Below are 23,308 nucleotides of genomic sequence, written 5' to 3' on the forward strand. Positions count from 1 at the left end.
ATATGAGCAATATTACCATCTATCACAACCCGGCCTGTGGCACCTCACGTAATACGTTGGAAATGATCCGTAATAGCGGTAACGAACCGACCATTATTTATTACCTCGACACCCCACCGACCCGTGATGAGATTATTAAACTTATTTCAGATATGGGGATTACGATACGCGCATTGCTGCGAAAGAACGTAGAACCTTATGAGACACTGGGGCTTGAAGATGAGTCATTTACTGATGAACATTTGCTCGATTATATTCTTCAATATCCGATCCTGATTAACCGTCCGATAGTGGTGACACCACTAGGAACACGGTTGTGCCGTCCATCAGAAGTAGTGCTGGATATTCTCCCCGATGCGCAAAAAGGCACGTTCGTAAAGGAAGATGGCGAGAAAGTCGTAGATGATGCCGGTAAGCGACTGAAATAAACACCAAGGGGGTGAATGCCCCCTAACTCCTGCCTCAGGGCAAAATACCTGAATCCCCTGGCAGTGTGCTGCTCCCTTCGCCTAGGTTCCGTTGCATTAATACCGTGTCGAGCCAATGGCCATGCTTAAAGCCTATATCTTTCAGCGTGCCGATTTCAGTAAAACCAACCTGCTGATGGACTTTTAGCGAACCTTGGTTATTACTGTCGCCGACAATGGCAATCATCTGCCGGTAGTCGTGAGCTTCTGCCCAGGCAATGACATGCCGCAGCAACGCTTTTCCCACGCCCTGACGCTGCGCAGCCGGATCAATATAAATTGAATCTTCGAGGGTGTGGCGGTAGGCATAGCGTTCACGGTAGTGGGTGAGATAACAATAACCTATGACCTTTTCTTCATGTAGCGCGACCACATACGGCAGCCCCTGACTGCGGATTTTGCTCAGTCGGGCAAACATTTCATTGATATCTGGTGGTTCAGTTTCAAAGCTAGCGGTACCGTGAGTAACATGATAAGCATAAATTTCGCATATGGCGGAAATATGCTTTTCTTCTGCATTAACGATTTTCATTGGCCTGTTCCTGTAGGCAATTTTTTCAAGACTATCTGAAGAGCCAGAGATAAGGTAAACGTAAAAGCTTATGGCCCGGTAAAATAGGTCAAGGGAAGATAAAAAATTATCAGGAGAAAATTCTCCCGAATTTCGAGACGATATGGCTGTCCTGAGGGTTTAATAGCGGGCCTTTAAACGTACAAGCCAGATATGCTGTCAGATCAGACGTGGTCAGACAGACTTTATGACCACATTTTATCAGTGATACTGCGACTGATGCTACAACGATAATCTGCCAGCCCATTGTTGGAACAGTTATTATTTATGAGCAGATATGTACCCTCCTCGCTCATAGTGCACTAAGCGTTATGCAATAATGCCTGGCAGCGGGCATTGTTTACGCCGTGCAACGTTAATCTATAAAATCACGACATTACTCACGACGCTATATGAGGTAGTAACCTGGGCAGGCGCTTGTTACTGCCGCAACCGGCCAATACGCTTTTCTGCTGCATTTCCGGGCAGACGCGGAAAATTCACAACTTTTCCACCAGCGTTTTTAATTGGGCAATCACTGCCCCCTTCTCATCCTCGTTTTCTCCGCCGCAGGGCCAGGTTGACTGCCGGACAATCAAACGCGTCGGCAGCAGCTCCCGAATGCGCATCTGCGGTGCGGCCATCTTCTGAACTAACAGCTCAACGGCTTTTTTCCCTAACTTATCGAAATCCTGCGCAACGGTTGTTAACGGCGGCTGGAAATAGAGGCTGTCCGCCGTATCGTCATAGCCGGTAACGGAAACCGCCCGGCTGCCGGTGCGATTAAGCTGTGCCAGCGCGCTCAGCACCCCGAGCGCCATTTGATCGTTCGCGACAACGATCGCGCTAATGCGCGGCTGCTGATGCAACAGCTCAAAGGCTTTGTGCCAGCCGCTGGCCGCACTCCAGTCGCCAAAAACCGTTACCGCGTTGCTCACCCCAAGCCGGTGCAAGGCTTCGCGCCAGCTGCTCAACCGCATCCGCGCCGAGACGGAACTCTCTGGCCCGGCAAGCAGACCGAACTCCCGATGCCCCAGCGTCCAGAGATGGTTGACGCAGGCGCCGCAGCCGTCCAGATGATTAAACCGCACCGAGCAGACATCGGTTTCCGGCGAGATATCTAAAAAGAGACAGCTAATATCCGGGTTCTCACTGACCAACTTTTCCGCCAGGCTGCTTTCCAGGGGAAGATTGATGATGGCGCCACGGATATTCTGTGCGCGAAACTCATGCAAACGTGCCTGAAGAGAAGCGTAATCGGCCGTTACCGGCATCGCGATAGCAACCTCCAGCTGATGCGCGCCCGCGTGACTCTTTATCGCGGCGGCGATTTGCGAAGGAGCATGCAGCGTTAACGACGCGGTAATCAACCCGATCGACGGCGCCGATTTCCCCGCCAGCAACTGTGCCGAACGGTTAGGCACGTAGTGCAACGCCTGCATGGCGTGGATGACTTTGTCACGGGTTCGTTCAGAAACCACATCAGGCCTGTTCAGCACGCGCGAAACCGTCTGTTGTGATACACCGGCCTCACGAGCCACATCTTCCAGAGTTGCCATACGCCGCTGCATCTTCTTTTCCTCTGTCCTCTGCCCTGAATGTCTTACGCTAACATTTACTGTCTAAAATACGACAAAAAATGGCTGTTTCTATCCTGTTTCGTGATCGCCAATGAGTTTCAATCTCAGCAATATTGCGGCTACTAACAAAATATCTGATAACACACTCCATCTTGTCTGGCGAATGACATTTACTTTTAGCTATCAGGTAGACCTATGCGCAATCACGACGGCCATGCCCCCCACAGCGTTTCGTTTCATGACGTGCTTGCACGTGAAGACTGGCAAAACCAGACCATTACGCACCTGAACCGTTTACCGGCCCATGCGCCTTTCTCCAGCTGGCGCGATCTTCGCGCTGCAAGGGAAAATCAGACCTCATCACACCGCCGTCAGCTGGATGGCCAGTGGCAATTCACTTATGCGCGCAGCCCGTTTGAGGTGGACGCCAGCTGGCTGGAAAGCGATCTGGCGGAGAGCCGTCCTACGCCCGTGCCTTCGAACTGGCAAATGGAGGGTTACGACGCGCCAATCTATACCAACGTGCGCTATCCCATCGACACCACGCCGCCGCGCGTGCCGGAAGAGAACCCGACCGGCTGCTACTCGCTGACGTTTATAGTGGAGGAGAGCTGGCGGGACGAAGGTGAAACGCAGATTATCTTCGACGGTGTAAATTCTGCCTTCCATCTTTGGTGCAATGGCAAATGGATCGGTTACTCGCAGGACAGTCGCCTGCCTGCGGCCTTCGATCTCAGCGCCGCGCTTCAGCCGGGCGAGAACCGCCTTTGCGTTATGGTGATGCGCTGGAGCGCGGGCACCTGGCTTGAAGATCAGGATATGTGGCGGATGAGCGGCATCTTCCGTTCAGTATGGTTGCTGAATAAGCCGTCGCTGCACCTGAGCGATGTTCAGCTTACGCCGCAGCTTGATGCGCTTTATCGCGACGCTGAGCTGGAGGTGAATGTCACCGTTGCTGCTCCGGAACGGCTGCTTGAAAAACTGACGGTCAACGTGGAGCTGTGGCATGACGCGCAGCGGGTCGCCAGCCACCAGCAGCAGCCCGGCTCGCCAGCCATTGACGAGCGAGGCAACTATGCGGAACGCGCCATGATGCGCGTTCCCGTGGAGCGTCCGGCCCTGTGGAGCGCGGAAACGCCGAACTGCTATCGGGCCGTCGTCTCGCTGTGGCACGGCGATAAGCTGATCGAGGCCGAGGCCTGGGATATTGGTTTTCGCCGGGTTGAAATCGACAATGGCCTGCTGAAGCTGAACGGTAAACCGCTGTTGATCCGTGGCGTTAACCGTCACGAGCATCACCCTCAGCGCGGCCAGGTCGTTACAGAAGAGGATATGGTGCAGGACATTCTGCTGATGAAGCAGAACAATTTTAACGCCGTTCGCTGCTCGCACTATCCCAACGCGCCGCACTGGTATGAACTCTGTAATCGCTATGGCCTGTATGTGGTCGACGAGGCCAATATCGAAACCCACGGCATGGTGCCGATGAATCGTCTTTCCGACGATCCGGCCTGGCTGCCGGCCTGGAGCGCCCGCGTCACGCGGATGGTGCAAAGCAATCGCCACCACCCGTCGATCGTTATCTGGTCACTGGGCAACGAATCCGGCGGCGGCGGCAATCACGAAGCCATGTATCACTGGCTCAAGCGTAACGATCCGTCACGCCCGGTGCAGTATGAAGGCGGCGGCGCGGACAGCACGACCACCGATATTATCTGCCCGATGTACGCCCGCGTGGAAAACGATCAGCTCATTCCGGCCGTGCCGAAATGGGGCATTAAAAAGTGGATCGGTCTGCCCGGCGAGCAGCGCCCGCTAATCCTTTGTGAATACGCTCATGCCATGGGCAACAGCCTGGGCAACTATGCCGACTACTGGCAGGCGTTTCGTGATTACCCACGCCTGCAGGGCGGCTTTGTCTGGGACTGGGCCGATCAGGCGATTAGCAAAAGCTTTGACGACGGCAGCATCGGCTTGGCCTACGGCGGTGATTTTGGCGATAAGCCCAACGATCGCCAGTTCTGCATGAACGGGCTGGTGTTCCCTGACCGCCGCCCTCACCCGTCATTAATTGAGGCTAAACACGCGCAGCAATACTTCCAGTTTGCCCTGCTGTCGCAACATCCGCTGCGCATCAGCATTGTCAGCGAGTATCTGTTCCGTCCGACGGATAACGAGGAGCTGCACTGGCAGGTTCAGGCAGCCGGTGAAACCATTAGCAAAGGCAGCACAACGCTTGCACTGCGGCCTGAAGGCCAGAGCGAGCTGACGCTGCTGGAGGAACTGACGTTGCCCGCCGGGGCCGAAGAGGTCTGGCTGACGCTGGAGGTTATCCAGCCGCAGGCCACCGCCTGGTCCGCTGCCGGGCATCGCGTTGCCTGGCAGCAGTTTGCGCTCGCCGCCCCGCTGGTGTTGCGTACGCCTCAGCCAGCAGGCGATGCGCCTGAACTTGAGCGCAGTGACAGCGCCTGGACGGTGCGCAGCGGCTTACAGCAGTGGGTGATTGACCGTCAAAGCGGACTGTTGACGCACTGGCAGATGGATGGCGTGGAGCAGCTATTGACCCCGCTGCGTGACCAGTTCGTGCGCGCGCCGTTGGATAACGATATTGGCGTAAGCGAAGTGGAGCGTATCGATCCCAACGCCTGGGTTGAACGCTGGAAGAGCGCTGGCCTGTACGACCTCACCGCTCGCTGCGTACAGTGTGACGCGCAGCGTCTGGCCCATGAGGTGGTGATCGACAGCTGCTGGCACTACCTGAGCGGGGACGAGGTGGTGATTATCAGCCACTGGCGGATGACCTTTGATGCGCAGGGCAAGCTGCATCTGGCTATTGACGGCGAGCGCGCCGCCACCCTGCCGCCGCTACCGCGCGTCGGGCTGACTTTTCAGGTGTCGGATCAGAATAAACCGGTTTCATGGCTGGGATTCGGCCCGCATGAAAACTACCCGGATCGTCGTACCAGCGCCTGCTTCTCTCGCTGGGAACTGCCGCTGGAGGAGATGAGCACGCCATACATTTTCCCGACCGAAAACGGACTGCGCTGCGACACCCAAGCCCTGGACTGGGGGCGCTGGCATGTGGCGGGCGATTTTCACTTCTCCGTACAGCCCTACAGCACCGCGCAATTAATGAAGACCGATCACTGGCACCGGATGCAGTCGGAAAACGGCGTCTGGATAACCCTTGACGGCCAGCATATGGGCGTTGGCGGCGATGACTCCTGGACGCCCAGCGTATTGCAGCAGTGGCTGTTGCTTGAAACGAAATGGCACTACCAGTTAACGATGCATTTCCAATAATAATCGGGGGCGCAGGCCCCCGGCTTATCGGCATAACCAGATGGAAAAGTCGCCATGAAACTCTCTGCACTCGCCCCAAGAGAACGTCATAATTTTATTTACTTTATGCTGTTCTTTTTCTTTTACTATTTCATTATGTCCGCGTATTTCCCGTTTTTTCCGGTCTGGCTGGCGGAAGTTAACCATCTGACCAAAACAGAAACGGGGATTGTTTTTTCCTCTATTTCACTGTTTTCGATTGTCTTCCAACCGGTATTTGGGCTGATTTCCGATAAGCTGGGGTTACGTAAACACCTGTTGTGGACAATCACGGTCTTACTGGTGTTGTTTGCGCCCTTCTTTATTTTTGTTTTGTCGCCTCTGCTGCAAATGAATATTTTCGTTGGCGCGCTGGCTGGCGGTATCTATTTGGGGGCCGTTTTCTCCAGTGGCTCCGGAGCGGTAGAAGCCTATATTGAACGCGTCAGCCGCGCTAACCGTTTCGAGTATGGCAAAGTTCGCGTTTCCGGCTGTATCGGCTGGGCGCTGTGTGCCTCCATCACCGGCATTCTTTTTGGCATAGATCCTAATATTACTTTCTGGATCGCCTCCGGTTTTGCCCTGGTGCTTGGCGTACTGCTCTGGGTGTCACGCCCGGAAGGCAGTAACAGCGAGCGGGTTATCGAGGCACTGGGCGCCAACCGCCAGGCCTTCTCGCTGCGCACCGCCGCCGAGCTGCTGCGGATGCCGCGCTTCTGGGGTTTTATTGTTTACGTGGTTGGCGTCGCCAGCGTCTATGACGTTTTCGACCAGCAGTTCGCCAATTTTTTCAAAGGCTTTTTCTCCAGCCTACAACGCGGCACCGAAGTGTTTGGCTTCGTGACTACCGGTGGAGAATTGCTCAACGCCTTGATTATGTTCTTCGCCCCCGCCATTGTGAACCGCATTGGCGCGAAGAATGCCCTGCTGATCGCAGGCGTTATTATGTCGGCACGTATTCTGGGGTCGTCTTTTGCTTCATCGGCCGTGGAAGTTGTTATCTTAAAAATGCTGCATATGTTTGAACTGCCGTTCCTGCTGGTGGGCACTTTTAAATATATTTCCTCCGCATTTAACCCAAAGCTTTCGGCAACGTTGTTCCTGATAGGCTTTAATTTATCGAAACAGCTCTCGGGCGTGGTGCTGTCGGCATGGGTAGGCCGGATGTATGACACCGTTGGTTTCCATCAGGCTTACCTTGTGCTGGGCTGTCTCACCTTAAGCTTTACCGTCCTTTCCCTGTTTACGCTGAAAGGAAGTAAAACCCTGCTCCCCTCCACCAGCTATAACAGCGCCGCCTGATAATAAACGCCCGTGTTGTTTAACGGGCTTTTAACTTGTCGATCCGAATAAAGACAGAATCAGATTATGAGAATTTAACTGCAGTGGCTAACCCGCCATGTGGTTCTTCTGACCTGATACTTTTTTTGTATAACCAAAATAACAATTCATTAACCGCAATCAAGGTGGAACAATTAAAAAATTCAGAAAAAGGAGAGATTATGTATACCCGAAATTTATCCCAGGATTTTACAGTCAGCGCTGTCGGCTATGGGGCCATGGGCCTGAGCGAATTTTATGGTCAGACAGATGACAAGGCTTCTCTACAGCTGCTCTATAACCTTATTGACCTGAATATTACGTTAATTGATACCGCTAACCTGTACGGGCGAGGCCACAATGAACGACTTATTGGTCACTTTCTTGCCGGGCTCGATAAGGCCACACGCCAGCAGTTTAAAATTGCCACAAAGTGCGGGATCGATCGCTCCCCTGACGAATCTTATGCCCGCACCATTAACAATCAACCCAATTATATTACCCGCTGCTGTAATGAATCCCTTAAAAGACTTGGCATTGAGCGGATCGATCTGTTTTATCTTCACAGGGTCAGTCAGGCTACACCTGTTGAAGAGAGCATGGAATGCCTGAGCCGTCTCGTCAAAGAAGGTAAGATCAACCATATTGGACTCTGCGAGGTTTCCGCTTTAACCCTGCGCCGCGCCCATGCTGTACATCCTCTCACAGCCCTGCAGACGGAATATTCATTGTGGACACGCGATATTGAAGATGAAATTCTCCCGACAGTGAAAGAGCTGGGTATTGGTCTGGTTCCTTATTCTCCGCTGGGCAGAGGCTTTCTGACCGGGAAATACCGTAAAAACAGCGATTTTGCGGAAGGTGATTTCCGTAAAAATAATGCGCGATTTATTCAGTCCAGCCTCGATCATAACGCCCAGCTTCTTGACGTTATGCAGCCGCTTGCTGAAAAATACAGCTGCACCACAGGTCAGATTGCGCTAGCCTGGCTGCTCGCGCAGTACGATAAGCTGGTACCGATTCCCGGCACCAGGCACATCAATTATCTGACCGAAAATGCGCTCGCGGCCGACATCGTTCTGGACAACTCAGATATTGCCTTGCTGAACAATATTCACCAGCGTATTGAGATCAAAGGCGAACGGTATTCAGAGGAAGGCATGAAAGGCGTTAACGCCTGAAATCAGCCCTTATAATCAAAAAACCGGATCATGCCGGTTTTTTGTTCTTAACCAGCGCAGCTGCTGTAGAGCTGATATTTTTAGCGATAAACGCTCAGCGCTATGCCTTCACCACCATAAATGCCGTTTTAATTTCTGAGTTAGCAAACACGCCCTGTGAGGCCAGAACCGGCAGTCCTCTTGCCGTAGCAGTAGATCCACAGACCTTCTTTATTAATGGTCAGGCATTGCGTTGTAACAGGCAGTCCGGCATTCAGTGCGGCCTGACGTGCTGGATTCTGGCCGCAGCCAGCCGTCAGGGCCTGCCCCATAATGACCTGAGAAATTTCACCAATTTTCACGTCCAGGTCTTCAAGAAGCGCACGAATGATGCGGCTTCCAGGTTCGGCGGCGGAATGATCCGACAGGGAGCCCAGGAACGTGCCCGTTGCCGTGCGTTTTGCAGAAACAATGACAACTTCGCTCATGAGTTTTCCTCTTTCAGGCCGGGCAAAGTATGGCCTGTCGCCGCCATAGCAGCGCGGTAGGCCGTCAGACCGTTCATACAGGCCGGTACGCCGGCATAGACGGCCATCTGTATCACAATTTCGAGTAGCTCTTCAGGGCTGACGCCAGTGTTAAGCGCGGCTCTCATGTGTAACTCAAGCTGCGGCATAGCGTTACCCAGCGTCACAAGCGATGCAACGGTCAGCATTTCCCTTGTTCTAAGTTCCAGACCGGGGCGGCCAACCACAGCGCCAAAAGCGTAATCGGTGATCAAAGCCGGTAAGGTGGCGTCAAGTTCATTCAGTCGTCCGGTGACTTTATCGGCAAGACCGGGCTCAAGGCGGTTCATAATATCTCTGCCATAATGTGTCAGATTACTTATTTGACTCATAAGGTTTCTCCATGATGGTTAGTACTGACGTAGCGCGCGTTGGGATTGCGGCTACGAGCAAAACAGAAAGCCCGATAGCTGCACCTGCTACGATACAAAGTAGCTGGATTGAAAAAGCGGATACCATCCAGGCACTGGCAGACGCTCCGACACCAATGGCGATATTGAAAAATGATACGTAAATTATCTTTATTATCCCTTACGACATTAAAAATGGTTTCATCACGCCACTGCCGATATTTTTGATAATTATGCGCAGGAACTTCAACATGGCGCAGCTGAATATATTTTGTTTCGGGGAGGTCTTTTTTATTATCGAAAGGAGATTCAACAAACTTGAGAAGCTCCCTACAAATATCTGCAGAAAGAACGTCAGCAAAGCGATAAAACATTGACTCCATTTCTTCTTCTGTCCATAAGATTTCTTTAATATCGTTAAACGAACGGAGTTCCAATAGTTCATTCACACCCTGCTCTTCACAAAGAAAATAGCGCGTACTTTTAGTGCTTTTTAATGATGAGAAAAAAATCAGCATAAATATTATTTTTTAACGGGAAGCGCGACACCAGCACATAGTTAGATGACATTCTTATCTCCCTGATGATTTTGATTAATTTAGAGAGGAATCTAACAGCCTTTGACACAAATGGAATTGTTAAATGTGTAATATAGTTTTTGTATTGCTGTAAGGCGCGTTTTTGTGATATGAATTTCGTTTTATATCTGGCTGTATCAAAAGGGTGTAGAATAATTTTTTGACTGACAGGATGGAATCTATGGCCACTGCAGGACACCTAATCAACAACAACCTCCCCAGCGTTAAACAGCTCCAGTGCTTTCTTGCTGTCGCTCATGAGCTGAACTTTCGCAGGGCTGCCGAACGGCTCAGAATGACCCAGCCGCCGTTAACCCGACAGATCAAGCGCCTTGAAGCCGTACTGGACAGGCAGCTATTCAGCCGCAGTACACATGATGTCAGCCTGACGGAAGCTGGCCGTGCATTGGTAATAAAAGCAGAAAGGATCCTTCAGGAACTTAATGAACTGAAAACACATTCACCTTCTTCGAAGGAAAGCCTGCGCATTGGCCTTACCCGAACGCTCAATTTTGAATTAATTGATCCCGTCAGCAAGCAGCTTATTAAACTGCATGCTAAAGACGACGTTGAAACGCCTAATCTGACATCTGCGCAGCTGCTTCAGTGCCTGTCGAAAAATACGCTTGACCTCGTGCTTACGGGCGAAAAAGGTATCGGTCATGAAGATACCGTCCAGTATCTCTGGGTTTGCCGTGAACCCCTGCTGATAGCTATGCCAGCCATGCACCCAGCCAGTATGAAACAAAAAGTATCACTCGAAGACGTCAGTGATTTACCGCTCTTCTGGTTTGCAAGAAGCGCGAACCCATCATTTTACGACAAATGTGAAAGTTATTTTGATCTACTGAAAACTCCATTAAAAAGAGTGAAAGAGCCGGACGATTCACTCGTTATGCTCACTCACATCGCAAGGGGGAAAGGGTTTGCTCTGATGCCGCAGTCCAAATGCACCTTTAATCAGGAAGGGCTTTGCTACCGGGCGCTAACAGACTATGAATCGCAGAAACTGAACATCGATATTTATGCTGCAACCAGGCTAAACGATAAGCGGGAGACCGTACTAAATGCCCAGGATATACTATGTGATAATAATCTTGCCGACTGAAATAATATTCGGCCACCCCGAATTGAAGTCACAGGTAAGTTATTTCAAATAAAGCTTAGTTTATCGCGACTGCTCATATTGCGTACTCAACCATAACGGTTAAGTCATGGGGTAATCACCTTAAGCTTTACCGTCCTTTCCCTGTTTACGCTAAAAGGAAGTAAAACCCTGCTCCCCTCCACCAGCTATAACAGCGCCGCCTGATAATAAACGCCCGTGTTGTTTAACGGGCTTTTATTGGTTTGGCGCTGGCTCGGGCGATCCATTTTCCGACAAAGCGCGTATGCTGAGAAAACCCTGGCGTGCGTAGCGATGGTAATCGGCGCGCCGATCGTTGACGAACAAGGGAGAAGATAAAATGGCTGACCGTCCTGGCATTGCCCTGCTTGGCCCTGGCGCTATCGGTACGACCCTCGCAGCGGTACTACATGAGGCAAACCGCACGCCAGTACTTTGCGGGCGCAGCGCGCATGCGCAATTAATTCTTCGTGATGATGAAAGAGAGACTGTCGTACCGGGGCCGGTATTAACTGATAGCGCCTCCGTCCATCAGCCGTTCGATTTGGTGTTCGTGGCGGTAAAAACTACCCAGGTAGCCGACTGTGCGGACTGGCTGGCCGCACTCTGTGATGAAAACACGGTGGTGTGCGCATTGCAAAACGGCGTGGAACAGAAAACCCTTCTGGAGCCCTGGGTCAACGGTGCCACTGTAGTGCCTGCGGTAGTATGGTTCCCGGCCCAGCGAGAGCCGGATTTCTCCGTCTGGCTGCGAGCCAAACCGCGCCTGACGCTGCCGGATAGCCCACAGGCAAAAAGAGTAGCGGCCAGCCTGAGCGCAACCCGCTGCGTCGTTGATCTGTCGAGCGATTTTATTTCCATCGCCTGGCGTAAGCTGCTACAGAACGCGGTAGCCGGTCTGATGGTGCTTGCTAATCGTCGTGCCGGGATGTTCTCGCGCAAAGATATCACCGAACTGGCGCTGGCTTATCTGCGTGAATGTCTGAAGGTAGCTCGCGCGGAAGGAGCTATTCTGAACGACAGCGTTCCCCAGGAAATTGTGGACGGTTTTCATCATGCTCCTGCAGATTTAGGCACCTCAATCCTTGCGGACCGACAGGCTAACCGCCCGCTGGAATGGGAAATCCGCAACGGCGTGATAATGCGCTATGGCCGCACCCATGGTATTCCTACGCCCATCAGCGACGTGCTGGTGCCGCTATTGGCAGCGGGAAGTGAGGGGCCGGGTTGATTCAGGAACAAGCGCAAGTTTCACGCCTGTTGATATCAGGTAGTCTTTGACGTGAGCTAAAGTGCTTCCTGCACGAGGTGGAGCCCGGAACCAGTATTATGACAAGCTGAAATTATGCTTTCGAAAAGCAGGCTATCGTTGGTTTCCATACGGGGAGGCCTGGAGCATGCCTGAGGGCATTCACTTCACGCAGAACAACCTCCTTTTGAACCATCCGCGTTTAACAGAGTTATTAGCCGGATAAAGGCTCTGAATGCTCATCTCTTTACTCATTGATCGGTTCAGGGGATTATTAACAAATGAATAAAAGACAAGTCCCCTGCCTTTAATAATAAAAATCACCAGATAATTATTTTACGTAAAAATATCGAGGTGTTTTTAAAAGCGCAGCACACTATGAAATATGCATCACTGTAAGTTGAGGTAAGGTTCCTTTATTATTTTATCGGAGCCAGTTATGGACATCATCGGAATCATCATGTCAGCGGGAAGAACTTCCGTTGACGTCGCTTTATATACGTTAATACCTGTCATGGTGGTGATGCTTATCATCATGAAGTATCTGGAGCAGAAGGGAGTACTGGACGCAATTGTTCGCCTGATGACTCCCATACTTAAGCCATTTGGTGTAACAGGGCTGGCAATCTTTGCGCTTATTCAGCTTAACTTTGTGAGTTTCGCTGCCCCTCTGGCCGCCCTGGCTATCATGGAAAAACGCGGTACTTCCGACAGGCATCTTGCTGCCACGCTGGCTATGCTTTTTGCTATGGGACAGGGCAACGTATTTTATCCTCTTATCCCGGCAGGATTACACTGGGGTCAAGCACTGATTATTTCGGTAGTCGGGGGCCTTGCTGCTGCTGCCTTTACCTGGCATCTGACTGCCCGCAGGCTATCAGATAAGGAGGTGAAAGGTGAAGATGCTGAAACTCAGCATAGAAAATCATCTCAGGGTTTGATTGGCGTGATTAACAGCGCAGGATCAGATGCTATCAGATTGGCACTGGGCTCTGTACCTATGCTTATTCTTTCTTTGACTGTCGTCGGCATACTGAAAGCAAGTGGTGCTATTGAAGGGTTAACTACGCTGGTAGCGCCGGTACTGGCACTTTTCAACATATCTGACATTTATGTTATGCCTGTGCTAACGAAATTCCTTGCTGGCGGAACGGCGTATTACGGTGTAATGACTGACATTATCCATAAGGGGCTGATGACCACACAGCAAATTAATGCTTCTGCCGGATTTCTTATCCAGACATTTGATTTACCGGGTATCGGTATTTTCCTGGGGATTGCCAGCCGGTTTGTGCGGTTATTCCGCTACGCCTTGCCAGGCGCACTGATTGGCATCATGATCCGTGGTGTGATCCATGTAAGCATCAGTTAAACTCTGTTGCCGGGGCGGAAAACCTGTACGCCTGCCCTGGCGTTTATTGGTACCAGAATGATAATAAAGTGGTTCCTTTAAAGGCATATTTCTGTCCCGCCTGAATCAATAGAATAAAAATCAAACTGCCCGTTGCTCAGAAAGGCACAGTGGCAGGTAAACCTGATTTACTGCTAATTTCAGACGGTGATTAAATGTCCTTACATACTGCAGCTCATTCTGTTAACTACTCATCCTGCATAGGTTCTGACCTTCTGTATTGTGACCCTGACGCATTTTGTACCACGGGTGGCAGAGAGGGCTTAAAGCCCACCGCCAATCCTCACTCCCTTCGTTCCTCTGCCATAATGCGCGGTGTTGTCTGCGATACGCTGAACTGGATTGAAGCCAATCTTGATAATGACCTTCATATAGTTCAGCTGGCCGATCGCTCGGGCTACACCCGCTGGCATTTTCAGCGTCAGTTTAAAGAGATAACAGGACGCTCTATATCAGAGCATGTCAGGATCCGTCGTTTGGTCCGGGCCGCTGAGGCTATTATGTATACCGCTGGGCGCTTAATGGATATTGCCTGTGACTATGGATATACCAGTCAGCAGGCTATGTCTCGTGTTATACGTTCGGCATTTGGTATGACGCCAACAGAGCTGAGGAACCGCGCTAATGCACATCACTGTACTGAAGAAATCAAAAGCGACCTGGATGCACTGAAGCTCCGGGGCTTACAATAAATTTTAACAGGGAGTCGCAAAGACTCCCTCTGTACTACTCAGTCCTGATCCCTCTGCGCGCGACTTTATATCCATTACTCGTCCCTTTGCCTGTTAATTTTACCTGGCAATGTCAGTTGCTTTTGATTGACAACTGAGGGTATTCCCTTACCAGCCTTTTATCCTGCGGATAAATCATCAGATATTCAGAAAGTCCGTGCCAGGGGAAACCAGCCCTGCCAAAAAGTCATTGCGGTGGTTTACTGAGGGATTAATAAAATAAAACTTTAATAAAATACCCGTACTCTGCCAAGAGCAGGTTAAGGAGCATTAACTTTCGCCCAGCTAAATATAGCGGAATTATGTAAAGCGCTTACATTATTAAAAAGCCCGGCAGTTGTGCCGGGCCGGAGATGCTATTTGTAAATTATCGCCGTTCCATAATAACGATTTCCGCCGTATGCAGAAGTGACTTTAAGACCCTTAGCGCCTGCTTTCGTCGCTGCCGTTTCAAGGGCGCCAGTCATTTCATCAAGGGTGGTACCCCACGCAGATACATGACCAGCAGGTGAAGTTTTAATGTTTTCTGCTGCATTAGCAGTAGCAAATGCAGATGAGACCAGCAGTGATACAAGTACTGAATTACGGAGTTTCATGGTATTACCTCAATTATTTTTGTTGTTATAATTTTATGAGGTAATGCATATGAGATAAACAAGTAAAAAAGAAATTCATAGTTATGGGTTTCAGAAACAATGAATGAGGATAACGGCATTTATAGGATTTTAAAATTCTTACGGATTGTGTTATTTATATCCTGGTGTTGATTTGAATGATTTCTGGCGCGAATTTTGATCGATTTTAATATTAAAAAAAAGCCCGTGAGACCTTCTGTCTCCGGGCAATTTATCGCTTGCTTTACTTGTTATAATACGCTTCTTTTTTATGCAGGATGGAGGAAGTTAATTAACAGTTACTACAATTTTGCCTACCTGACCATTTGCTTCCATATAACGCTGTGCATCGGCAATATCTTCAAGAGTAAAAGTTTTATCGATGACAGGTTTAAGTTTGCCTGAGCGCAAACCTTCAGTGACAAATGCTTTAGCACGAGCCATTTTTTCAGGGTTTGTGGTGATCTCAAAGAGTTCGTAACCACGGAGGGTGAGATGTTTGCCCAGAATATCGAAAACAGGTACAAGCATGTCACGGCTATCAAGTGCGCCATACTGGAAGAACATCCCCAATGGTGCCATCACCTGGGTCAGCTTAGCGACGTCCGGGCCACCAACGGGGTCGAAGACGATGTGAGCACCAACGTTATTTGTCTCACGATTAATCTCAGCGACCATATCCTGTTCAGCCGTCGCAATGACGGCTGCAGCGCCCGCCTTAAGAAGCAGATCGCGTTTTTCGCTGGTGCGGGTCAGTGCAATGGGTTTAGCGCCCAACATATTGGCAATCTGAATGGCTGCAAGGCCAACGCTGCTGGAAGCAGCACGAATGATCACGTTTTGACCAGCCTGAAGGTTGCCATATTCTACCAGCGCGCCAAACGCTGTGACATACATCATCCAGCTTGCAGCAGCTTGTTCAAATGACAAATTTTCTGGGTGCTTAACAACCGCATGAACAGGCGCATTTACGATCTCGCCATACATACCGTATTCGTTAAACATAAAGGATGGGATCACGCTGACAGGATCGCCTTTGGCAAAGTCTTTCACATTTTCACCTACGGCCTCAACGGTACCAGCTGCTTCATAACCGAGTCGTGCTGGAAACACGGGTTCGATAACATACTGACCATTGCGATACATGATCTCAGCCCGGTTCAGGCCAATAGCCTTAACGCGGATCTGGACTTCATTGGCTGAAGGAGCCGGAACCTGAACATCGACAACTTCCAGAACTTCCGGTCCACCTGTACGGTTAAACGTTACTACTTTTGACATAATCAGGCCTCGTGAGTGGGGGGCGGCTTCAGAAATGTGTGGTAAAGCACGCCCGTTTCATCTGCCGATAATTTACGCGCTTATAAAACGTATAAAAATAGGTATTCAGGAACTTCAGTATTATCCAATCAGTAACAATCAACCATTGACCTGGCCTGTTGAGAAAACAGTTCGCTGAACCAATCGATGAAGACCCTGACCTTCGGAGAGAGATATTCCCTGTCCGGATACATGACTGAGACAGGCTTGGAGACGGGTGGATACTGAGTCAGTATTTCGACCAACTCACCCGCATCGATATGAGGTTTAAGCGCAGGATAAGTCGCCTGAATGATACCCAGGCCGGACAGGCCACAGCTCAGTAATATGTCTGAGTTGTCTACAAGCATACTGCTGGCAGAACGTTGCGAAACGACGATATTTTTATCGATGAATTTCCACTCCATAACCTCACGGCTATGGTCACTGAAGAAATTTACTGCCTTATGGTTTTGCAGATCGTCTAATGACTCAGGGTTGCCATGGGCCTCAAGGTAAGCCGGAGAAGCACAGGTCACCATGCGGATCTCTCCGAGTCGTTTCGAGATAAAGCTCGAATCCTGTAACTCGCCCAGCCGTACCACACAATCCACCCCTTCGGTAATGAGGTCCGTTTTCTTGTCGGAGGAAAGCAAAACGACTTCAATATCCGGGTATTTTTCTTTGAACTTTATCAGATGCGGAATCAGGATGGCATGCGCTAATGAAAGAGGCACGTCCAGCCTCAGACGCCCACGAGGAGGCAGCGTCGTTGAAAAACTGGCCATCATGTCATTCACTTCAGAAAGGATAGTTTTTGAACGATGGTAGAATTCTTCGCCTTCTGCGGTAACGCTGAGTTTTCGAGTGGTGCGGTGGATTAACTTAACACCAAGATCGTCTTCAAGATGTTGAATGGCTTTGCTCACCGCAGGGCGATGTAATTGTAGAAATTCAGCCGCTTTGGTGAAGCTCCCTTGCTCAACGACTTGCATAAAAATATTAATATATTCAATCATCTTTGAACGCATATTACCGCCTGAAATTGTTGTTCTTGCGTCAGTCATATTCACTGATCCACGGAATTTTAAACCTGATTATTCCATGAGCGTAGTGTAAGGCATGCGTCAGAGACGGCATGATCTCCTGTGCTTTAATACGACAAGCTGTCAGGCCTTAACATAGTCAGCATTGTTATTTTTAAGGAAAAAGTGAAGTACTCTTTGAGTAATTTTTCCTCTTCATTTGCTGAATTAAAATGCCATTCCTGCCGCCATGCTGCGGTACTCAAAAACCTGAAACAGGTGCTGGCCTCCGGAAACCTTCCGTTTAAAGCCTGTCAGATAAGGAAATGAAAATGCATTACGTCTCCGGTCTTAAATTGAAACCTGAGCTCCAGACACATCCCGGGTTTAGCCGGGTCTTTCAGCCAGACAAGCTCACGTTTGGTTTTATCATGCCTCTTGTGGGATATCCTGACTCACCCTTTCCGCTGCTGGAAGATCATCAGAAAATGGCTCAACTGGCAGATAAACTGGGATTTTCAGCGCTATGGATGCGAGATATTCCTTTCTATGATCCGTCTTTCGGCGATACCGGGCAGGTTTTTGACCCAATGGTATACCTTGGATTTCTTGCCGCTGTCACACGTAATATTGCGTTAGGAACTGCTGGCATAGTCCTTCCGTTGCGCGAGCCTCTGATTGTAGCGAAGCAGGCAGTGTCATTAGACCAATTGAGCCATGGCAGGCTAATCCTGGGGCTATCCAGCGGCGATCGTCCCGCTGAATATCCGGCGTTCGGCGCTGATTTTGACAACAGAGCTGAAAGGTTCAGAGAGGCTGTTAATCTCATACATCGGGTCACGACTGAAAGCTTCCCTCATATCGATACGAAGCATTACGGCAAATTAAAGGGCATGCTTAATCTTGTTCCCTCCCCACGGGCAGGAAGAATTCCTACACTGATTGTTGGTCGTGCACAGCAGGATATAGACTGGCTGGCGGCGAATAGCGATGGATGGATAAGGCATCGCGGAAGCTTTAACCAGTTACCTGAAATCGTAAATACATGGCATCAGAACCGTCCGGATGAATATTTCCGGCCCTATGGATATGGTACTTTTTTTGATCTGTCCGAAGATGCAAATGAGCCGGTTCGCCAGAACTGGGGTGGGATCCGTGCGGGCAGAAATGCGTTAATTGCCATGTGGAAAAAGCATGAGTCAGCGGGTGTTAACCACGTTGCACTTAACCTAAAAACATTACAGCGGCCAGCAGAAGAAGTGCTTCAGGAACTGGCTGAATATGTGCTGCCTCACTTTAAAAATGACTAATAACAGCATGCTGATTAACTCTCTTTTCGGGCTGACGCCGCATACTCTCAGATGACAGAGATCCTGCAAATTCCTGACTGTAAAATTATGACTGATTGCAGCCCCAAAGCAACGCTTGAAAAGCCATTATTTAACAGGGAACCTCAGAGTATGAAAACATAACGATTCTACAGGTTTTTAACTTCTTTCAGCACTTGTGGGAAAAATCGTTTCAAAAATCATACAAGAGGAAAATAAAAAATTCACGCCAGTTAATAAACGACATGACATGTGGTAAGGGATATGAAAGTAATATCACCACTTAAACATTATTATTTATCGGCCCTTCCCTTTATTTGACAAATATTCGTAGAGCACTAATGCTTTTTAAGCTTTACCTCAGGCAGGAACCAACCAACCTCGCCTGAAAAAACCAATTAAATCAAAAAGATATGCACAACCCCATTCAGAGGTTGATTGGTATTAAATTTAATAACTTAGTATAATCAAAATCCTGTCTTCTGACATTCAGGACAAGCGGATATATTTCTCACCACGGAAATCATTCCGACCCTAAATAAGAGAGACATTATGAGTATCATTAAAAAACCTGCGCGTGATTTTTCTTCCCTTGAGCAGTCGGCTGGATTTCAGCGTCGTATTCTGGGTGATTACACTATTACCGCAGTTTATGACGGCATTGTAGCAATTAATCCTGAAGCATTCGCAGGCGTTACTGATGATAAACGCCAGGCCGCCCTGCAGCGTCAGTTGCACCCTGTAACCGGTGAAATTGATACTTCGGTTAATGCATTTATCGTTGATACCGGTTCAAAAATCGTTCTGATTGACGCGGGCTCAGGTAATAAATTCGGGCCGACCATGGGCCGTCTTGAAAGTAGCATCAGAGCCTCTGGTTATTCTCCTGAAGACATTGATGCGGTTCTGATTACCCATCTGCATCCGGATCACGTTGGCGGCATTTCTGATGATAATGGTAATGCAACCTATCCAAACGCAACTGTCTGGGTGCCTGAAGCTGATGCTGAATTTTGGCTGGATTCAGCAACGACTGCAAAAATTCCGGAAATGCAGCACTGGTTCATCGATGTTGCACAAAACGCTACCGCGCCCTATATCAAAGCTGGCCGTTTCCAGACTTTTGAAAATGGGGACGACCTGCTAAATGGTCTGGTGAAAGTGATTGGCCTGCCGGGTCACACGCCAGGGCATTCCGGCTTCCGTATTGAATCTGCTGGTGAAACTATTTTGTTCTGGGGTGACATCACTCACTTACCAGCAGTGCAGTTGTCTCATGCTGAAGCGACTATTAATCTGGACATTATTCCGGAAAAAGCAGTGAGTTCACGAGAGTGGGCTCTGAAAGAAACGTCGTCAACGGGTATCTGGATCGGCGCGGCGCACCAGGCATTTCCGGGAATTGGTCGTCTGCGCCAGGACGCAGAGGGTTACACCTGGATTGGCAGTGAATATGCCTGGCTGACCGCACGCGGCTAAGTAATTATCAGCCCCAACGATGATTAAGCAAAGGGCCCGTCTGTGTGGAGATGAGGCCCTTTTTGCATAGGGTAATTTTCATTGTTAATACAGTAGCAGCAGTAAAATTCCTGCTGTAAATGGCGATTTACATTCTCTCTGTTTCCTTCAGCTATCCGGCTGGTGCAACACTGTTTTACTCTTCCTGAAGATCAAAGACGCCAACATCCTGAAGGCGCCCTCCGGTTCCCTTGCGCGGCCGGGTTGCCAGTCCTCACCTGATGTGCTGGCGTGGAAGGTGAAGCGGAGGGTCATGTGCTGCAAATCAAGGTTCAGTGTTGTAATGAACTGAAGGACGAGGACGGGCTCACTCTGCTTCGGTGGTGGTAGCTAATCACCACATAATGTCAGATACAAGCAAGAGAGTTTACCCGTAAGTTAATTATCTCACTTCGGCAGCGTTGATTTTATCATCGGCTTTCCAGATACGATATTTAACCTCAATATTCTCTGGCGTATAAACCACGACGGGGAGTTTACTGTTATACCTCAACATGCCATCCGCCCCGAGGTTGGCGGGCACAAATTTCTTTTCCTTTTTACCTGCCGGGCAGGCCATTCTGGTCGAGATGTGCATTGCGCCGGAGTCTGGCGATTTCGCTGCCTCATAGACATAATAATCATAGCCCCAACCATCAACTGTCTTGCTCTGCAGCTGACCGAGCAGAAGATGCTGGTTACAGTCAACTTCCAGTGTCTGACCAATCATCAGTTCCACTTTATATAACTCTTCATGTTTACGTTCTGGCAGCTGTATTATTTGTCGGCTGATGCCTTTTTCCGCTTTGGGATAAGGGGCAAGATTATCTGAAGACTGTTGCTGAGCAAAAGTGCTGGCTGAAAGGCAACCGGCGGTTATCAGCAAACATACAGCCAGCGTAGGGGTTCTGATCATTCTATAAGTCCTTAGTAGTATTTAATCCAGATTAATTCATTACCATAAATTAATTTAATAGCATTAACTACTGCCATTCTATTAAAGACCAGTCTTTACTGTCACCTCCTGACGAATGATAGACGCTTAACCCCCGTAAAAAATAATTTACACGGCGTGATCCCAGGCGCGAGCGATGGGTGATTGCGCTCAAAACATCCCTGCCCTCAGAGCAAAAGAAGAAAGGGTGCTATATTCCGATAAGCGCTTAATTAACCTATTTCATTTATCCAAATAAGAAACAGCGTTTTTATCCCTCACGCATTTTGTTAACACGGAGTAAGCATGACTGAACCACTGGATACCCTGCTCAAACTGGATCTGACTACCCCTTTGAAAAAGCCCGGCGCCAGTACTGCCCGGACTTTCAAGTCCGCTGAGCTTGTCGAATCGGTGCTGGCCGATCTGGAAGCCAAAGGTCTGATCCGACGCGGTGCGGATTACTTCGACGTGATCGCGCCCACGACTGGCGCCACTACCGGTTCCGTGAAGCGCACTCGCACCGAGTTCAAATTCCCGGAGCCGATCTTCCTGAAGGACTACACCGAACTGCTCATCCGCCTGAAGGGCGAGCTGCTGGCCGTAAACTACGACGGTGACGTGGTAGTGCTGCAACTGCACTGTGACGACGGCAATGACCCTACCATTAAGGGCTTCTACGACAATGGCGAGATCAAGGTAGGCGTGCGGGACTATGACGAAACCAAAGACCCCGACAAAGTCAAACTCGTCAACGTCGGCGCAACCCCGGCGCTTCTGGAGCTGGAATACCGCATCAGAGGGAACAAGCTCACCGTGGTTTGTGGACATGGCGAATCTGCCAGCCGTAAAGAGTTTACGCTCACTGCCGGACGATTAGCTCGCCCGCACGTTCCGCATGTTGGCGTGTACAATCAGATCGACCAGGGCGCTGACACAGAACCTGCCGGCGACCGCTCCGCACTGCGCATCTATGAGTTCTATGTAGGCGAAGCGCCTGATGCGGCGCAGCCTGACCTGGCTCAACAGCTTGACGTCGAGCTGGACAAGCTGTTGCAGGACTACCGGAGCGGCGCGATCGCTCTGAGTGCTGCCAGGATCGTGCTGAACGATATCTCTACCCGCATCAAAGCGGTAGAAGACGCCGACGCCCGCTATGCCTTAAACGTCAAGACGGCTGCCGTTAAAGCCCAACTTAAGTAGAAAGCCGCCTGCGGCCGCGCGCTGCTTCTGTTTTGCGCCAGAAGCAGACGCCCGCGTCAGGGCGTAGCAGGCTTGCGTAGCGATCAGCCCTGAAAAGCGCGTTATGCCCTGTGCCTGCCGGTTATGCAGCTCCTCATACGTTATGACTGCGCCCTGCTCAAAAAGCAGGCGTCATAACTGGCTTGATACATTCCCGCTTTTATAAAGGAAAATGATGCCGACGCTATAAAGAAACGGGGGCGCCGGCTCTGTTGCGCCGTTCAGGGTTTTTCGATCCGGGTCACTTTCATAAAGGCGTTATCCGCTCTGCCATAAACGCGACCGCTGACGCGAACCTTGTCATCAGCCTGATAGGTTTTGCCGAGAAAAGCATCGGCAGAAGCCTGTAGCCGAACCTCGTCGCTGGCATCACGAAACAGATAGCTGCCCGGTCTTTGCTCCTTGACAATATATCCCTCAAGCGTTGTGTAGCCGCCCTGTCTGAAATCACGGATCAGGTTTGCTTTCGTGGCGCGCGTGTCCTCTGTGCCTTTCTGTGCCGCATCTTCCTTTTCAGGCGGCGGAGCCTTTTCTCCCGCCTTAAATCCGCCTTCAGCGGCCGCGACGCCGCTGCTTAGTGCGGCAAGCAAAGCCGTGAGCATCAATTTTTTCTTCATCTGTTCTCTCCATTCAGGTGGATGGTTTCATCTTAAACGTGAGTTCATCTGGCTTATCAGCACCGCTCAGCGTGCGATAAGGGCAAAACCGGGAAAGATCAACTGTAGCGCGGATATTTTATTCTGCAACTGATTGACTTATATACGCATTATGCGCAAACCCATTTTTAATGGTTAAAACGGCGTCTTCAGTTAACGGCAAACTGCGGGCGTTGCCGGTGTCCGCGTACCCTGCGCTCTCTTCTGCCGGGGCTTACGCCTGCGCCAGCACCAGGCGGCCGCGGTGCGCCAGATGACAATATGGTCATCTTTCTGACAGGTAATGACGACAGCCACGCGGGTA

General features: G+C 50.1%; 20 protein-coding genes and 1 pseudogene. 11 read left to right on the plus strand and 10 right to left on the minus strand.

What is annotated here, in order from left to right; all coding sequences use genetic code 11:
• Positions 1–2 precede the first annotated feature (2 nt).
• Positions 3–428 carry a glutaredoxin-dependent arsenate reductase gene (gene arsC, locus ACMGEE_RS02870; protein WP_436829639.1) on the plus strand — a complete coding sequence of 142 codons (426 nt, stop codon included), beginning with the start codon at positions 3–5 and terminating at the stop codon, positions 426–428.
• 34 nt (positions 429–462) lie between these two features.
• Here the strand turns inward: arsC and ACMGEE_RS02875 are convergent, their stop codons facing one another.
• Both ACMGEE_RS02875 and ACMGEE_RS02880 read right to left on the minus strand, forming a co-directional pair.
• Positions 463–999: a GNAT family N-acetyltransferase gene (locus ACMGEE_RS02875; protein WP_436829640.1), complete on the minus strand. Its 537-nt coding sequence runs from the start codon at positions 997–999 to the stop codon at positions 463–465.
• Between the two features lie 518 nt (positions 1,000–1,517).
• The gene (locus ACMGEE_RS02880; protein WP_436829641.1) at positions 1,518–2,588 is read right to left on the minus strand and encodes a LacI family DNA-binding transcriptional regulator; all 1,071 of its coding nucleotides are present in this window, start codon (positions 2,586–2,588) and stop codon (positions 1,518–1,520) included.
• A 204-nt stretch (positions 2,589–2,792) separates the two neighbouring features.
• Here ACMGEE_RS02880 and ACMGEE_RS02885 point away from each other — a divergent pair, with 204 nt between their 5' ends.
• From ACMGEE_RS02885 to ACMGEE_RS02895, 3 genes are all read left to right on the plus strand, one after another.
• A complete protein-coding gene (locus ACMGEE_RS02885) occupies positions 2,793–5,900 on the plus strand; it encodes a beta-galactosidase (RefSeq protein ID WP_436829642.1) in 3,108 nt (1,035 codons plus the stop codon).
• Positions 5,901–5,954: 54 nt separating this feature from the next.
• Positions 5,955–7,220, plus strand: a complete 1,266-nt coding sequence (locus tag ACMGEE_RS02890; RefSeq protein ID WP_436829643.1) for an MFS transporter — start codon at positions 5,955–5,957, stop codon at positions 7,218–7,220.
• 200 nt (positions 7,221–7,420) lie between these two features.
• Positions 7,421–8,419 (plus strand): aldo/keto reductase, encoded by a 999-nt coding sequence (locus tag ACMGEE_RS02895; RefSeq protein WP_436829644.1) that lies wholly within the window; start codon positions 7,421–7,423, stop codon positions 8,417–8,419.
• Positions 8,420–8,628: 209 nt separating this feature from the next.
• On the opposite strand, the pseudogene ACMGEE_RS02900 reads toward ACMGEE_RS02895, so the two are convergent.
• The 3 genes and pseudogenes from ACMGEE_RS02900 to ACMGEE_RS02910 form a co-directional block, all read right to left on the minus strand.
• A pseudogene (locus ACMGEE_RS02900) lies at positions 8,629–8,886 on the minus strand (thiolase family protein); the annotation flags it as partial.
• Entirely contained in the window at positions 8,883–9,296 is a 414-nt protein-coding gene (locus ACMGEE_RS02905; protein ID WP_253454298.1) for a carboxymuconolactone decarboxylase family protein, read from the minus strand. The pseudogene ACMGEE_RS02900 and the gene ACMGEE_RS02905, both read right to left, overlap by 4 nt.
• Positions 9,293–9,832, minus strand: coding sequence for a hypothetical protein (locus tag ACMGEE_RS02910; protein ID WP_436829645.1), 540 nt, complete (start codon positions 9,830–9,832; stop codon positions 9,293–9,295). Before ACMGEE_RS02910 ends, ACMGEE_RS02905 begins: the two co-directional genes overlap by 4 nt.
• 241 nt (positions 9,833–10,073) lie before the next feature.
• Here ACMGEE_RS02910 and ACMGEE_RS02915 point away from each other — a divergent pair, with 241 nt between their 5' ends.
• The 4 genes from ACMGEE_RS02915 to ACMGEE_RS02930 all read left to right on the plus strand — a co-directional run bounded on the left by ACMGEE_RS02915 (position 10,074) and on the right by ACMGEE_RS02930 (position 14,370).
• Positions 10,074–11,000: a LysR family transcriptional regulator gene (locus ACMGEE_RS02915; protein WP_369894774.1), complete on the plus strand. Its 927-nt coding sequence runs from the start codon at positions 10,074–10,076 to the stop codon at positions 10,998–11,000.
• Between the two features lie 358 nt (positions 11,001–11,358).
• A complete protein-coding gene (locus ACMGEE_RS02920) occupies positions 11,359–12,249 on the plus strand; it encodes an oxidoreductase (RefSeq protein ID WP_301729591.1) in 891 nt (296 codons plus the stop codon).
• Positions 12,250–12,706: 457 nt separating this feature from the next.
• Positions 12,707–13,639, plus strand: coding sequence for a nucleoside recognition domain-containing protein (locus ACMGEE_RS02925; protein WP_394148624.1), 933 nt, complete (start codon positions 12,707–12,709; stop codon positions 13,637–13,639).
• Positions 13,640–13,833: 194 nt separating this feature from the next.
• Positions 13,834–14,370 (plus strand): helix-turn-helix domain-containing protein, encoded by a 537-nt coding sequence (locus ACMGEE_RS02930; RefSeq protein ID WP_301250915.1) that lies wholly within the window; start codon positions 13,834–13,836, stop codon positions 14,368–14,370.
• Positions 14,371–14,765: 395 nt separating this feature from the next.
• Here ACMGEE_RS02930 and ACMGEE_RS02935 read toward each other — a convergent pair whose 3' ends face one another.
• The 3 genes from ACMGEE_RS02935 to ACMGEE_RS02945 all read right to left on the minus strand — a co-directional run bounded on the left by ACMGEE_RS02935 (position 14,766) and on the right by ACMGEE_RS02945 (position 17,353).
• Positions 14,766–15,005 carry a YdgH/BhsA/McbA-like domain containing protein gene (locus ACMGEE_RS02935; RefSeq protein ID WP_301729592.1) on the minus strand — a complete coding sequence of 80 codons (240 nt, stop codon included), beginning with the start codon at positions 15,003–15,005 and terminating at the stop codon, positions 14,766–14,768.
• A 306-nt stretch (positions 15,006–15,311) separates the two neighbouring features.
• Positions 15,312–16,304, minus strand: a complete 993-nt coding sequence (locus tag ACMGEE_RS02940) for a zinc-dependent alcohol dehydrogenase family protein (protein WP_301250919.1) — start codon at positions 16,302–16,304, stop codon at positions 15,312–15,314.
• A gap of 128 nt (positions 16,305–16,432) precedes the next feature.
• A complete protein-coding gene (locus ACMGEE_RS02945; protein ID WP_301250972.1) occupies positions 16,433–17,353 on the minus strand; it encodes a LysR family transcriptional regulator in 921 nt (306 codons plus the stop codon).
• Between the two features lie 326 nt (positions 17,354–17,679).
• Here ACMGEE_RS02945 and ACMGEE_RS02950 point away from each other — a divergent pair, with 326 nt between their 5' ends.
• Both ACMGEE_RS02950 and ACMGEE_RS02955 read left to right on the plus strand, forming a co-directional pair.
• Complete coding sequence (locus tag ACMGEE_RS02950; RefSeq protein WP_394148621.1) at positions 17,680–18,657, plus strand: LLM class oxidoreductase; 978 nt, start codon at positions 17,680–17,682, stop codon at positions 18,655–18,657.
• A gap of 570 nt (positions 18,658–19,227) precedes the next feature.
• Complete coding sequence (locus tag ACMGEE_RS02955) at positions 19,228–20,154, plus strand: MBL fold metallo-hydrolase (protein ID WP_301250923.1); 927 nt, start codon at positions 19,228–19,230, stop codon at positions 20,152–20,154.
• Between the two features lie 421 nt (positions 20,155–20,575).
• On the opposite strand, the gene eco is transcribed toward ACMGEE_RS02955, so the two are convergent.
• Complete coding sequence (gene eco, locus ACMGEE_RS02960) at positions 20,576–21,088, minus strand: serine protease inhibitor ecotin (protein WP_436829646.1); 513 nt, start codon at positions 21,086–21,088, stop codon at positions 20,576–20,578.
• Between the two features lie 324 nt (positions 21,089–21,412).
• On the opposite strand from eco, the gene ACMGEE_RS02965 reads away from it, so the two are divergent.
• Positions 21,413–22,309 (plus strand): polysaccharide lyase family 7 protein, encoded by an 897-nt coding sequence (locus tag ACMGEE_RS02965; protein ID WP_436829647.1) that lies wholly within the window; start codon positions 21,413–21,415, stop codon positions 22,307–22,309.
• A gap of 260 nt (positions 22,310–22,569) precedes the next feature.
• Here ACMGEE_RS02965 and ACMGEE_RS02970 read toward each other — a convergent pair whose 3' ends face one another.
• Entirely contained in the window at positions 22,570–22,965 is a 396-nt protein-coding gene (locus ACMGEE_RS02970) for a YgiW/YdeI family stress tolerance OB fold protein (protein WP_301250928.1), read from the minus strand.
• Between the last annotated feature and the right edge of the window lie 343 nt (positions 22,966–23,308).

Source organism: Erwinia artemisiae (assembly GCF_051400835.1).
In the GTDB taxonomy this organism is placed as follows: Bacteria; Pseudomonadota; Gammaproteobacteria; order Enterobacterales; family Enterobacteriaceae; genus Erwinia; species Erwinia aeris.